Raw genomic sequence first — 13173 nt, 5'->3', positions numbered from 1 at the left:
AAAATTATAATTGGCTGTATAACAAGAAGAATTTTTTGAGGTGCAAATTACTTCAATTAGGCGACTCTTGTTGAGTTGTAGGGGAATGTTAGTACAATAAAAAGAAGTGTTGTTAGATACATTAAATAAACTAAATGAAATGATTTTGTGCAGCAATTCATTCAAGCCAGGGGTGGCACTATCAACATCATTGGTGATAACATTCAAGCAAAATAAGATTTTCCTAAGCATGTCTGTAAAGCAACGTGTGCAGACAATGCGGCCATGGAGAACTTCTTTGGCTAAATGTATTACAGAGAAGAATTGATCTCCTACGAAGCGTTTAAGAAGAAAATAGAAAAGTATATCGATTACTATAATAATGATCGAATTAAACAAAAATTGGCCGGCATGAGTTCAGTAAAATACCGAACTTATGCCAGCCAATTAGCTGCATAAATAAAACTCTAACTTTAAGGGGTCACTACCAATACAAGCGATCTAACATTTTTCTTTTTTGTCTCAGCCTCTTGTATTTGGCTTTTTCTATTCTGAAAGCTGTTCTTTTCCAACTGTATCTTTTATATAAGAGTGAGAGTTTGCGGCTTCTTCAATTTCCTTGAATGCCCAATGTGTTGCTTTGACATCTGGGAAGCTTGGTTTTGTCACACCGTTTAATGGACCACGTTCAAACATGCGGTTCATCATTACGACTACTTGTGCACGTGTTAAAGCAACATTTGGTGCAAAGCTTCCATTCTCAAGGCCATTGATGAGGCCTGCAGTACGGTTTGCTTCAATAATCCACTGTGCCCAATGGCCTTCAGTATCCTTGAACGTAATTGCCACACCTTCTTCAACATAAAGCTGTTTATAGTTGGCTACGACTGCCGCCATTTCAGCACGTGTGATGTTGGCATTTGTATGGAAGTTACCATTGTTATCACCATTCATAATGCCCTGTTCTTTTACAAAGGCAATTGCTCCTGCAGCACTATGGTTTTTGGCTACATCTTTAAACGGTGCTTTCTTTAATGCTTGTCCTTCTGTATAGCCTAAAATACGAGCCATCATGATCGCTACTTGTGCACGTGTAACATTCTTATCAGGACCAAATGCGCCGTTTGGGAATCCTTTAATATAAGCTTCATGCTCGCTTACCTCTGGCTTTTCAAATTGAATAATGGTAAACGTACTGAACTTATCTACAGTGAAGCGTAGACCAAGCTCACCCTTTGCCATTGTGACGACTTCAGGAAAGACCACTTTTTTCTCACCATCTGAGTGTTCAATAAAGACGGCTAGTTGCTCTAAGAATCTTTGACGTGCTACTGCTTCTGTTGGTACCTTTACATCTCTTAGTGGTAGTGTTACTTGTACTGGACGACTTGGCATATTCGTTTCTATTGTCATTGGACGAGCTACCACACCCCAATCGTTACTTTGTAGTGTCTCTCGGACAACTTTTTCTACTTTAGCGCGTTCTTCAATCGCTTGACGCTCGCTTTCTTTCTTTACTGGTACTAAACGGAAGTAGAAGTTATCGTCAAGGCCTTCCATTGAGCTTTGTGGAATTGCAATATGACCATTTACTGTTGAAATTTCTAGTGATAAACCATTGTCACGTAATGTTTGTAGAGATTGCTTTGGTATTTCTACTGTTACTTTATCCACTTCATCATTCACATCAGGAATGACGATACGTGCAATGTTATTGCCAATTTGTTTTGCTTTTTCTACAGTTTCTAATGCTTGCGTTGGTGTGAAGTTGACAAAGTCTATCATTTCACCATTGGCATGTTTAGTGCGTTCAATTTCCACTGTTGTTTTTTCAAGTGGATGGTTACCATCAATTTCTAATGCTACTTGGATTTTCGTTGTTGTCGAGCTTGGATTAGTTGTTGCAGGGATAGAATTTGATGTCCATGTATCACCATTGCTACTTGATTTTTGAACCGTAAAATTAATTTTATATGTTTTTGTTGTAAATCCATCTTCTGCTGTGACAACAATTGTTGTTGTACCTGGTAAACTTGTTGCATTCGTCACGACTGCACTCGCTTTATCCTTATCTGCGACAGTCGGAATTACCTTAGGAACCATAGTAGTGTATGACGGTAATTCGACATTGTATATTTCTTTTTGAGATTCGAACTCTGCTACAGTTGAGGCGTTAACAGTTAGATTACTTAATGTTGCATTATTGCTTAAAGTTGGTGTTAAATTTTTAACCGTAAAATTAATTCTATATGTTTTTGTTGTAAACCCATCTTCTGCTGTGACAACAATTGTTGTTGTGCCTGGTAAACTTGTTGCATTTGTCACAACAGCATTCGCTTTATCCTTATCTGCAACAGTCGCCATTACACCTGGAACCGTAGTAGTACCTGCTGGTAATTCTACGTTGTATATTTCCCTTTCAGATTCAAACTCTGCTACAGTTGAAGCATTAACTGTTAAGTCTCTTAATGTTGCATTATTGCTTACAGTTGGTGTTGAATTATTTTCAACATCCTCTAAAGTCTGTTCAATATTGCTATCTAAACTATAAAAATACTCAACTGTTTTAGCTTCACCAGGTTTCATGTTACCAACAGCAAAAGTTAAACCAATCCATGAATCATAAGTTGTTTCAGCTACTTTACCGTCATCATTAAATGCAGTTGGATCAAATGGATTGGAACTATTAATGGATGCGCGTGATTTTGAATCTGTAGACATCAAAATCAATGCATTTCCAGTAATAGGACCCTTCGATAATACAACAGATTTAGCATCATTCGGATAGTTAAATGGAACCGAATTGATAGTATCAAATATAAGATTCTTATCCGCATCAATATCAGGATCTACAGAACGCATATAACGTACATCTAAAAGTTCTCTATCTGTCATATTCGTCATTTTAACTGTAGCTTTAAAGAATTTATCATTTGCTTTAAATGAAACAGTTTGTTCTATTTTTAATGCACCATCAGACGTTACCCCACTCGTTTTTGCTACTAAATTATCTTCTGTCGATAAATCTTCATTAGTGCTCATTAGAATCTCCATAGATCCTAAAGCATTTGCATTTAAAAATACTTTTGTGCTATCATCACTTTCTTTATAACCAACATAAAATCCTTCGTATGGGCTTCCTGGTAAGAAATAATCGCCACTGTTCATTGCTTCCCCACTATCAAACCCATCAGAATCCACTGTAAATCCTAAATTTTGACGTCCAGTAGGATGGAAATCTATTGGGGCTGCACTTTCCGTTCCAAACGAACCACCTTTTGAAATCCCCATCTCAATGTATTTTCCTCCAAGGAAGATATCATCACCAACTTTTTCATGTCTCGCATAGGAAACATTTTCCGGAACTATCAACTCTTCAGGTTGAGATTCTTCCGGCGCTATCGGCTCTTCAATTTGTGATTCTTCTGCTCCTACAGAACTTATAGGAAACAAGCTAAGTAATAACATACAAATTGTCATTATCAATAATTCTTTGCTTTTTTTCATAACTTTTTCTCCTTTCCGAATAGGATAATGCCTCGTTTTATATTTTTTTATAATGAGGATTCATTAACAAAGTTATTATAAATAAACAAACTCTCAAATAACTCTCAAAAAAATAATGAATTTTCCTATTTAGATAGAAGAGTTTTACAAGTCTTTAATAAATACATTTAATCCATACTTATATTTGAATATGTAATCTTTTCGTGTTATTCAATAATTTATCAGATTTTTATCAGTTATTTTAAACATGCTCCTAAATTTTGCCCTTTGTTTTTAAATGAGCAGTTTTACAATTATTAAAAAAATCATGACTACTCCTTGTTTTTTTTTGAGGGAATAGAGAGAGCCTATCATCTAGCTAGTTTGTAGAACGAGATGATTTTTTGGATATTTATGTTAAATCCACTATAATGTATGTGGAGCAGGTTAGTTTATTGATTTGCTTAGAATATTTTGAGTTTCATTTATTAAAGCTTAAGGAGACAAGCATATGACGTTATATTCTGTCCTAGTGGCGAACAGTGCTTTACAAACAGTTGATTGTACAGGAATTGCTGAAATAACAGTAAGAGAATTAAAAAAATTATATCCAATTACAGAGAGTACACCAACACAGTCGTTGCATTTGATGGATGATGATGCACGAGTTTTACATGCAGCAGATGAATCAGCTTTTGAAAATTTGAATATATTTGAATGGAATAATCCACCTTATGACTTAGGGCTTTATAATGAAAAATCCTTTGTATACGGCATCGAGGGAAATTGGGGTCCTCAATTTTTAGAAGATTTTTTAAGTTATTTAAAGGAACATATACAACCAGAGCAAGGTGCTGAATTAATTAGGTTCTGGGCAGGGGATTATGATAAAAAACTAAAAATCCGTCGTATTACGATGGATGACCTTGAATTGCATCACCTTGAAAGCTTAAAGAACGAGGAATACATACGTGTCGCTTTTGTATAGCTACCTCTGAATGATGGAACTCCACATAATAGACAAGCAAAAACATAAAGCAATAGATGAAAAGGCAAATCAAGCCCTATTTCCAAATTCAGAAGATGAGGTAGAAATTTTATCAAAAGAAGTAGATGAATTATTTCAGGATAATTAATCTTAACTATCTACATTTAGCAAGACAAAATTGATTAGCCCCATTCATAGAGTGGAAGAGGTTAGAAAATGGGATAGGTATAGTTACTCGCCATTATCAAATCCACCTCGAATAATATAGCGGTAGGTTGGAGGGAACAGATACCTAATCGAAAGCTGTCATTTTGTTTCAAAACGGCAGCTTTCTAAGTGTTGAAAAATAAAACAGTCAATTGAAAGGTAGAAATGGATTTCCGTTGCAAGCTACTTGCTTTCCTGTGGGCGACCGCCAAGCCGCTTCCTCCGCTACCGCTCTGTTTAGTGGCTCGCCTGTCTCTCTATCCCACGGGAGTCAAGTAGCCTTCCACTCCAACCCACCAAAGTGTTACCTTTTTAGCGAAAGTTTTTTAGTAAATTGAAGGTGTTCACTACTCTTTATGAAGTGGTGTTGTCAAGCATCACATCTCCACATTGAAAATAACCCTCTAAGAATATAGATAATGGGCGATTTGATCGCTCCACTACTATGAAAAAAGTAAAGACATTTTGCAGAATAGTTGATTGGAGTGGAGCCAGCGTCACTCCTAGGGGATTTAGCGTCACAGATGAGACCCTGCAGCGAACGGAAGTGAGTGAAGCGGCTCATCGGACGCCCCCTGGAAAGGACGCTGGCGGAACGGAAATCAACCTCTCACCTTGCAAAGTTACTTTTTCTGCTGTTGACATCATCTTTTTTCAACAACAAAGCTGTCATTTTGTTTCAAAATGGCAGCTTTTTATATACAGCACAATCAATGCTCTTTACATTTAGGGATTACATCAGGAAGGTCTTTTTATTTGATGATAGATTTTAGAAGGAGTATTCTTCAAAATATGGAATTAAAATAAAGTTCGCTAAAAAGATGCATTTTACCATCGTCGAGACTCAGTTTTAGTGGTTTGGCACATCACTTTATTAATCATTACATGTTTGGAAACAGAATGAACAATAAAAGGAGAGAAAAACATGAGTATAGAAATTTTTAATGGAGAACGATCTGTAGAGAGTGTGCAATTTGAAAAATTGTTGTTTTCACAAAGTAATAAAAAGAGCTTTTCTAGTATTGAAAATGCTCAACAATTTATTAAGCAAAGAGGAACAGAAAATATTCACCCCTATGTGATTGGGGAGGATGTCAATCTTTTAAGCGCTTTGAAGGAGCAAACATTCGAGGATATGCAGGTTTTTATTTTAAATGACCAAAAGTCTTCATCACAAATGGTGATTCTTTATATTCATGGTGGAGCTTGGACGAATCAACCTTTAAATTTACACTGGTTGTTCATGGATAAAATGGCACAAGCCTTAAATGCAAAAGTTATTGCGCCTATCTATCCAAAAGTCCCTCATTTTAGCTATCAAGATACTTACCCAAAGATGCTCAGCTTATATAAAGAGATTCTAGTATCTATTGAAAGCTCCAATCAATTAACCATTATAGGAGATTCAGCAGGTGGAAATATAGCACTTGGTCTAATTCAACTGTTGAAGCGAGACGGTCTGCCTCAACCACAAGATATTATGTTATTGTCGGCATGTGTTGATATGAGTTTAGAAAATCCACTTATTCAGGAATATGAAGAAAACGATCCCATGTTAGCTAGTGAAGGAATGGAAGTCATAACAAAAATATGGGCAGCTGATAAAGCTCTAAAGGATCCAATAATTAGTCCAATTTACGGCGATTTTCAAGGAGTTGGCAAGATAACTCATTTTATTGGGTCCCACGAAAGCTTATATCCAGATGCAATACAGTTTGATGAGAAGTTAACAGAACAAGGCGTTGCAATCAATACCTTTGTTTATCCTAAGATGAATCATGTGTTTGTTGTGATGCCAATCCCTGAGGCAGTGGATGCGCAACAGAAGATTATCAATATCCTAAGTAAATAATTCACAGAAAAACGTGTTTTGAGCCATTCAAAATACGTTTTTTTCTATGTACATTTTTAGCAAGGTTTATTTATCTGTAGATGTTTGAAAAATAAAAGTGTCTCAAAACACTCAATCATTGCAATTGATTTGGGAAAATTTAATCAATCATTAGAGCTTACCTCCAATATTTTAAAAGCTCCTGAATATGATGGGTGTTTTTACAGCCCTACTAGTAAGTAAAAAAAGATTCTAAGTAAGCTAAATTGTACGTTTAACCCCTTTGGATAGGCCTATTTAAAGGGTGTTTTTATTGTTCGCCAGAATCTTTGAGATTACCACTTATTCCTTGATAACGACCAGTTGTCGATAATCCATTTACAACATGTATGGAAAAATTTATAGTGAGGCGTAGAAAGGACAGTGATCATATGAAGGTGGAAATATCGATTGACCCTACATATAAAGAACCCAAAGTAATCATTCTCACAGATAAAATGACTGATGACATTGAGCATCTTATGCAAATTATTACTACGACAGCAGAAAGCACTTTATTAGCTTTCTCCCATAAAGGCGTTGAATTGATCGATAGTAAGGAGATCGTGCGTATTTATACAGAGCAAAAAAAGGTTTGTGTCCAGAGCATTCACGGTGTTTATACGGTACGTTTGCGTCTTTATGAGCTGGAGGAAAAGCTCAATCCTCAAATGTTTCTCCGTATTTCAAATGCTGAAATAGTCAATCGCTACATGATCAAGCATATGGACATTAGTAGAACAGGTACAATCGGAGTTGAATTGAAGAATGGCACGAAAACATACGCTTCTAGGCGTTATGTAAGCAAAATTAAGAAGCAATTAGGAATCTGAGGTGATAAATATGCGAAAAGACATTTTAACACGTATTATTGGTGGATTTTTGATCGGTATAGTGATGGGACAAATTGTGCAATTCTTTGTATCAATGGGCATAGGGCAAGGAAAATATGTTTGGGTGGTACCAGAATTTCGTGCTTACTTTACAGATGAAATAAGTGCAATAATTACTCAAATTCTATTAACGGGTGTTATTGGCATTACCTTTGCTCTTGCTGCACTTATTTTTGAAATGGCTAGCTGGGGAATGTTGAAGCAATATTTCGTCCACTTTTTCATAACGGCAATGATTTGGATACCGATTGTAACGCTACTATGGATGCCAAAAACGATGGCTAATATTTTTTCTCTCGTAGCCAGCTTTCTTGGAACTTATATTGTGACATGGGTTTTACAATATAGATTTTCACAACGTGACATAGAAAAAATTAATGCGATTCTTACCAATCGAGGTGAAGAGCAGGATGATTAACATAAGAGATTTAACAAAGCTTTATAAAGAGCGTGTAGTCGTTAATCAATTAAATTTACAAATCCATCAAGGTGAACTTTTCGCTCTTTTAGGACAAAATGGTGCTGGCAAAACAACCACAATCAAAATGTTGTGTGGGCTCCTTTCACCTACAGAGGGGGATGCCACAATAGATGGAAAAAGCATTGTGCAAAATACACAGGCTGTAAAACAAGTTATTAATATTTCTCCTCAAGAAACGGCCATTGCGCCTAATTTAACGGTATATGAAAATCTATTATTATTCAGTCAGATTTATGGCTACGAAAAAGAAAAAGCACAACAACAAGTATATGACAAAATGGCCTTATTCGGACTGACTCCACATCAGCATGACAAGGCTAAGACACTATCTGGCGGCTACCAGCGTCGTTTAAGTGTAGCAATGGCTTTAATGTCAAACCCAAAGGTATTGTTCCTCGATGAACCGACTTTAGGGATGGACATACGGGCAAGGAATGATGTATGGAACATATTGAAGCACTTAAAAGGACATGTCACGATTATTTTGACCTCCCATTATTTGGAGGAGATAGAGGCTTTAGCTGATCGTGTAGGAATTATGCATCATGGGCAAATATGTGCACTAGGCACGATCCAACAATTGATCAGTGAAACAGGCAAGCATTCTTTAGAAGAGGTATTCTTGGAAAAAACAGAGGAGGCGTTATTGTGAGGGTAGCTGCGTTTGCAACAAGGAATCATAAAGAGATTGTCCGTGATCCAATCACTTTATTATTTGGTATAGGCTTACCAATTCTTTTATTGGGCTTATTTTCTGTTATGCAAAAAAATATGCCATTTGCTTTATATGAAATGAATAACCTAACACCGGGCGTCATTGTATTTAGTTTTTCTTTTCTCACACTGTTTTCAGGAATGTTACTAGGAAAAGATAAAAGTTCATCCTTTTTAATGAGGATTTTTGTTTCTCCTTTGTCTGCCGCTGATTACATTTTAGGGTATATGATATCTTTACTACCAATAGCTCTGCTACAAATTTTTGTTTGTTTAGCTACCGCCATGTTTTTAGGGTTGCCATTTAATAAGTGTATCCTCTTTATGATTCTTGCACTTCTAATAATTTCACCACTCTATATTAGTTGTGGATTATTATTTGGGACATTATTTACAGATAAGCAGGTAGGAGGGATATTTGCCATCTTTGTTAATGTGACAACTTGGTTAAGTGGAACATGGTTCGAATTAGATATGATTGGTGGACCATTCCAAAAGATTGCGCAGCTTTTACCTTTCATGCACGCAGTCAATGCAGCTAGGGCTATCTTACATGCAGAGTATGCGAATGTGTTTTATTCACTTATTGTTGTCATTGGTTATACAATAATTATGACAATTCTCGCTATCTTTATGTTTAAGCAGAAAATGCAAGGCAGTACAAAATGAAAAAAAGGCAGCTCCGACGTTGGGCTGCCTTTTTTATTAATCATGATTTAATGTCGCAGCGATTTCAGGTTGCTGCTCTACTTGGCGTAGCATATTAAAGGAAGCAATCGCTACTTCTACTTGATCGTCCTTCGGTTCACGAGTTGTTAGTAATTGGAGCCATAAGCCAGGGTAGCCAAGGAAGCGTAACACTGGAATATTACGGCAGGCATTTGTCGCTTGTAAGACTTCAAATGAGATCCCCAGAACAACAGGAATTAATAGAATACGATCTAAAATACGAAGCCACAGTGGATCTGTAGGCACAAAGAAATATAAAAACATCCCAACGAACACTGTGAATAATATGAAGCTACTGCCGCAACGATAGTGTAGGCGTGATTGAGCTTGAACATTTTTTACGGTAATGTCTAATCCAGCTTCATAGCAATTTATCACCTTGTGCTCTGCACCATGGTACTGAAATACTCGTTTAATGAGGGGTGTTAACGAGATAAAATATAAATAGGCTAGCAGTAACAATAATTTAATACCGCTTTCCAGTAAAATTTGTCCCGTTTTTCCTTCAATCCATTTTGAGAAAAAATCAGCTATAAAAACAGGAATTAATGTAAAGGCAAATTTTCCAAATAGAAAGGAAAGAATACCTACTACAGCAACGCCCAGTATCATTTGAAGTTTAGAGCCTTCTTCTTTATGATCTTCCTCTTCACCAGGTGTCACATCATAGCGATCCCCAGCAAATTGCATGTGACGAGAACCTAAGCCAGCGGATTCAATTAGCGCGACAACGCCTCGTACAAATGGGATTTTTTTAAGCTTTTGTAACAAAGGTTTTTGTACTTTTTTGAAATGATAATAATCAATGGAATCATCGTTACGACGAATGGCTGTAACAGTATGTTCCTTTCCTCCGAACATCACACCCTCTAATTGTGCTTGTCCCCCGTATACAGGTGAATTGCTCAAGGCTAACACCACTCTCTTTATATATTTCAACTGTACCATTGTACTAAATTTAGTGAAAAACCTCTACCGTTACGCATAGTAAATTTTCTATATGGCTACACTAATCGTACATTTTAGGAAATAATTAGTGTGCATAAAGGAGAGGTATAGGGTGAAAGTAGCGACAATTACAGCACTTGTCAATGCGCTTGTTTTAGCGCTGTGCTTAAAAGGTTTACATTATTTCCATCTCATTAAATGGCATCCGATAGGGTTTTATAAAAAATGGAATTGGTTTGAAGAAAGCTCCAAATTATTTCAATGGACCTTTTTTATTTTTCTACTATTTATTATCGGCTTATTTTTATACATGACTATGCGCTATGTATATATCATCCCAGCTGTTTTTTCTTCCCTTTTATTAGGTCTTTTGGTGACCATCTCATTGGAATGGATTGCTTTAGATTTACCATTACAGCTTACGTCTTTTAAAAAACTGTCGATTCCCTTTATGGTGACCGTTATTTGTTTATTACGTTTCTTGCTTGAAACCGCCAATTTCCATCAGAAGGAACATACAGCACAAAAACAAAGTTGAAGGTACAAAATATCCCCTTCGTTTAAGGGGATATTTATGGCACCACTAGTTGAAATTAGTTGCTGAATGCACGGTGTATGATAAAATAAATGGCAAGTACATAGAAAGAGGCGAATAGAAGCGTGAAGTTATTATGTTTGAATGGACCGAACTTAAATCGACTTGGTAAACGAGAGCCACATATTTATGGACATGAAACATTGGATGATGTTCGAGAAAATGTTCAAAATCTTGCGGCTTCTTTAGGTGCTACAGTTGAATTTCGTCAATCCAATCATGAAGGGGTACTAGTAGATTGGGTGCATGAAGCAGAGGACGAAAAATATGATGGTATTATCTTTAATCCTGGTGCATATACCCATACAAGCATCGCATTGCATGATGCGATAGCAGGTATTTCTGTGCCAGTTATCGAAGTACATATTTCCAATATCCACAAACGTGAGGCTTTCCGACATCATTCCTATCTTGCTCCGGCCTGCCTTGGTCAAATTTGTGGACTAGGTACGAAAGGCTATGAACTGGCACTACGTACATTTATCGAGAGGGAGAATTGATTATGTTGAAATTACAAAAGCTACGTAAAGCACTTCAAGAACAAAGCATCGATGGTATTTTAATTACGAATGGGTACAACCGTCGCTATATGACAGGTTTTACAGGGACAGCAGGCGTAGCAATTGTGTCTCAAAATGATGCTGTATTTATTACAGATTTCCGTTATACAGAGCAGGCTGCTGCACAAATTCAGGACTTCCGTATTGTCAAGCATGAAGCCACAATTATTGAAGAAATTGCTACTCAAGTAAATAATATGGGTATCAAATTATTGGGCTTTGAGAAAGATACTGTAAGCTATGGCACTTATGAACTGTATAAATCGAAGATTCAAGCAGATTTAGTGCCGATTTCTGGGCTAATTGAAAAAATTCGCTTGATTAAGACGGAACAAGAGATTAATATTATTAAGGCTGCGTGTGAAATTGCAGATCACGCATTTACACATATTTTAGGCTTCATCAAGCCTGGTAAAACCGAGCTTGAAGTTTCGAATGAATTAGAATTTTTCATGCGTAAACAAGGAGCAACTCAGTCTTCGTTTGACACGATTGTTGCGTCTGGTCTTCGTTCAGCATTACCACACGGCGTTGCAACGAATAAAGTGATTGAAAAAGGCGACTTTGTTACATTAGACTTTGGTGCGCTTTATAATGGCTATATTTCGGATATTACACGTACTGTGGCTGTGGGAGAACCATCTGAAAAATTGGTAGATATGTACAATACAGTCCTTGCTTCTCAACTGTTAGCACTTGAAAAAGTGGGTCCTGGATTAACAGGTATTCAAGCGGACGCGATTGCACGTGACTACTTAAAAGAAAAAGGATATGGCGAAGCATTTGGTCATTCTTTAGGACACGGTATTGGTCTTGAAGTACATGAAGGCCCTGGCTTATCGATGCGTTCTGATACAGTGCTAGAGCCAGGTATGGCCGTGACGATTGAACCAGGTGTTTACTTACCTGGAATCGGTGGTGTCCGTATCGAGGATGATATTTTAATCACAGAAACGGGTAATGAACTACTAACACATTCGTCAAAAGAACTCATTATTTTATAAACTTTGGAGGAACACAAATGATCTCAGTAAACGATTTCCGTACAGGTCTAACAATTATTGTTGATGGCCAATTATACCGCGTGTTAGATTTCCAACACGTAAAACCAGGTAAAGGTGCTGCGTTCGTACGTTCTAAATTACGTAACCTACGTAACGGCTCAGTGAATGAAAAAACATTCCGCGCTGGTGAAAAAGTTGAAAAGGCACAAATCGATAATCGTAAAATGCAATATTTATATGCACAAGGTGACGAACATGTATTTATGGACTTGGAATCATATGAGCAAACTGAACTAGCTTCATCTGCTATTGAGTATGAATTAAAATTCCTTAAAGAAAACATGGAAGTGCATATTCAATCTTACCAAGGTGAAATGTTAGGTGTTGAATTACCAAACACTGTTCAATTAGAAGTAACAGAAACAGAACCAGGAATCAAAGGTGATACAGCTTCTGGCGGTACAAAACCTGCTACTCTTGAAACAGGTCTAATCGTACAAGTACCATTCTTCGTTAACCAAGGTGACGTTTTAATCATTAACACGGATGAAGGTTCTTACGTTTCACGTGCATAATGATCAGCCTACTCTTTTCATTAAAGAGTAGGTTTTTATTTTTTTCTTATACATATACTGTCAAATCGTTCATTTAATGTGATAATAGATAGAAGCACTATTTAATTTTTATTGAGGTACTATCAAGTTTCTATCATCAGATAG

At 36.7% G+C, this 13173-nt stretch carries 15 protein-coding genes; 13 read left to right on the top strand and 2 right to left on the bottom strand.

Features of this window, described 5'->3' with window-relative positions; genetic code table 11:
* The first annotated feature begins 285 nt into the window (after positions 1 to 285).
* Positions 286 to 438 (top strand): IS3 family transposase, encoded by a 153-nt coding sequence (locus NYE73_RS16065; protein WP_081010949.1) that lies wholly within the window; start codon positions 286 to 288, stop codon positions 436 to 438.
* Positions 439 to 525: 87 nt separating this feature from the next.
* On the opposite strand, the gene NYE73_RS16060 is transcribed toward NYE73_RS16065, so the two are convergent.
* Positions 526 to 3486, bottom strand: coding sequence for an S-layer homology domain-containing protein (locus NYE73_RS16060; RefSeq protein WP_259950874.1), 2961 nt, complete (start codon positions 3484 to 3486; stop codon positions 526 to 528).
* Between the two features lie 490 nt (positions 3487 to 3976).
* On the opposite strand from NYE73_RS16060, the gene NYE73_RS16055 reads away from it, so the two are divergent.
* The 8 genes from NYE73_RS16055 (at position 3977) to NYE73_RS16020 (ending at position 9287) form a co-directional block, all read left to right on the top strand.
* Positions 3977 to 4453 carry a hypothetical protein gene (locus NYE73_RS16055; RefSeq protein WP_259950876.1) on the top strand — a complete coding sequence of 159 codons (477 nt, stop codon included), beginning with the start codon at positions 3977 to 3979 and terminating at the stop codon, positions 4451 to 4453.
* Positions 4454 to 4463: 10 nt separating this feature from the next.
* A complete protein-coding gene (locus NYE73_RS16050) occupies positions 4464 to 4601 on the top strand; it encodes a hypothetical protein (RefSeq protein ID WP_233732048.1) in 138 nt (45 codons plus the stop codon).
* A 504-nt stretch (positions 4602 to 5105) separates the two neighbouring features.
* Positions 5106 to 5390, top strand: coding sequence for a hypothetical protein (locus NYE73_RS16045; protein ID WP_259955479.1), 285 nt, complete (start codon positions 5106 to 5108; stop codon positions 5388 to 5390).
* A gap of 195 nt (positions 5391 to 5585) precedes the next feature.
* Positions 5586 to 6512, top strand: coding sequence for an alpha/beta hydrolase fold domain-containing protein (locus NYE73_RS16040; protein ID WP_048392280.1), 927 nt, complete (start codon positions 5586 to 5588; stop codon positions 6510 to 6512).
* A gap of 368 nt (positions 6513 to 6880) precedes the next feature.
* Positions 6881 to 7363, top strand: coding sequence for a LytTR family DNA-binding domain-containing protein (locus tag NYE73_RS16035; RefSeq protein WP_254659972.1), 483 nt, complete (start codon positions 6881 to 6883; stop codon positions 7361 to 7363).
* A gap of 10 nt (positions 7364 to 7373) precedes the next feature.
* Entirely contained in the window at positions 7374 to 7841 is a 468-nt protein-coding gene (locus NYE73_RS16030; RefSeq protein WP_048392282.1) for a DUF3021 domain-containing protein, read from the top strand.
* Entirely contained in the window at positions 7834 to 8556 is a 723-nt protein-coding gene (locus tag NYE73_RS16025) for an ABC transporter ATP-binding protein (protein ID WP_048392283.1), read from the top strand. Before NYE73_RS16030 ends, NYE73_RS16025 begins: the two co-directional genes overlap by 8 nt.
* Positions 8553 to 9287 (top strand): ABC transporter permease, encoded by a 735-nt coding sequence (locus NYE73_RS16020; RefSeq protein ID WP_340815618.1) that lies wholly within the window; start codon positions 8553 to 8555, stop codon positions 9285 to 9287. Before NYE73_RS16025 ends, NYE73_RS16020 begins: the two co-directional genes overlap by 4 nt.
* A gap of 36 nt (positions 9288 to 9323) precedes the next feature.
* Here NYE73_RS16020 and NYE73_RS16015 read toward each other — a convergent pair whose 3' ends face one another.
* Positions 9324 to 10295: a DUF1385 domain-containing protein gene (locus NYE73_RS16015; protein WP_048392285.1), complete on the bottom strand. Its 972-nt coding sequence runs from the start codon at positions 10293 to 10295 to the stop codon at positions 9324 to 9326.
* Positions 10296 to 10407: 112 nt separating this feature from the next.
* Here NYE73_RS16015 and NYE73_RS16010 point away from each other — a divergent pair, with 112 nt between their 5' ends.
* The 4 genes from NYE73_RS16010 to efp all read left to right on the top strand — a co-directional run bounded on the left by NYE73_RS16010 (position 10408) and on the right by efp (position 13029).
* Positions 10408 to 10833 carry a hypothetical protein gene (locus tag NYE73_RS16010; RefSeq protein ID WP_048392286.1) on the top strand — a complete coding sequence of 142 codons (426 nt, stop codon included), beginning with the start codon at positions 10408 to 10410 and terminating at the stop codon, positions 10831 to 10833.
* 122 nt (positions 10834 to 10955) lie between these two features.
* A complete protein-coding gene (gene aroQ, locus NYE73_RS16005) occupies positions 10956 to 11390 on the top strand; it encodes a type II 3-dehydroquinate dehydratase (protein WP_004231111.1) in 435 nt (144 codons plus the stop codon).
* Between the two features lie 2 nt (positions 11391 to 11392).
* Positions 11393 to 12454, top strand: a complete 1062-nt coding sequence (locus NYE73_RS16000; protein WP_081010950.1) for a M24 family metallopeptidase — start codon at positions 11393 to 11395, stop codon at positions 12452 to 12454.
* 17 nt (positions 12455 to 12471) lie between these two features.
* Positions 12472 to 13029, top strand: coding sequence for an elongation factor P (efp, locus tag NYE73_RS15995; RefSeq protein WP_004231115.1), 558 nt, complete (start codon positions 12472 to 12474; stop codon positions 13027 to 13029).
* Positions 13030 to 13173 lie beyond the last annotated feature (144 nt).

This window comes from Lysinibacillus sp. FSL K6-0102 (assembly GCF_038003545.1).
Lineage (GTDB): Bacteria > Bacillota > Bacilli > Bacillales_A > Planococcaceae > Lysinibacillus > Lysinibacillus capsici.
This window is presented reverse-complemented; position numbering and strand designations above follow the sequence as displayed.

Excerpts from the sequence above, each read along its gene's own strand:
- NYE73_RS16000 (WP_081010950.1), top strand. The coding sequence starts at position 11,393 with ATGTTGAAATTACAAAAGCTACGTAAAGCACTTCAAGAACAAAGCATC.
- NYE73_RS16060 (WP_259950874.1), bottom strand. The coding sequence starts at position 3,486 with ATGAAAAAAAGCAAAGAATTATTGATAATGACAATTTGTATGTTATTA.
- NYE73_RS16045 (WP_259955479.1), top strand. The coding sequence starts at position 5,106 with ATGAAAAAAGTAAAGACATTTTGCAGAATAGTTGATTGGAGTGGAGCC.
- NYE73_RS16040 (WP_048392280.1), top strand. The coding sequence starts at position 5,586 with ATGAGTATAGAAATTTTTAATGGAGAACGATCTGTAGAGAGTGTGCAA.
- NYE73_RS16065 (WP_081010949.1), top strand. The coding sequence starts at position 286 with ATGTATTACAGAGAAGAATTGATCTCCTACGAAGCGTTTAAGAAGAAA.
- NYE73_RS16030 (WP_048392282.1), top strand. The coding sequence starts at position 7,374 with ATGCGAAAAGACATTTTAACACGTATTATTGGTGGATTTTTGATCGGT.
- NYE73_RS16035 (WP_254659972.1), top strand. The coding sequence starts at position 6,881 with ATGGAAAAATTTATAGTGAGGCGTAGAAAGGACAGTGATCATATGAAG.
- NYE73_RS16015 (WP_048392285.1), bottom strand. The coding sequence starts at position 10,295 with ATGGTACAGTTGAAATATATAAAGAGAGTGGTGTTAGCCTTGAGCAAT.
- NYE73_RS16055 (WP_259950876.1), top strand. The coding sequence starts at position 3,977 with ATGACGTTATATTCTGTCCTAGTGGCGAACAGTGCTTTACAAACAGTT.
- NYE73_RS16050 (WP_233732048.1), top strand. The coding sequence starts at position 4,464 with ATGATGGAACTCCACATAATAGACAAGCAAAAACATAAAGCAATAGAT.
- NYE73_RS16025 (WP_048392283.1), top strand. The coding sequence starts at position 7,834 with ATGATTAACATAAGAGATTTAACAAAGCTTTATAAAGAGCGTGTAGTC.
- efp (WP_004231115.1), top strand. The coding sequence starts at position 12,472 with ATGATCTCAGTAAACGATTTCCGTACAGGTCTAACAATTATTGTTGAT.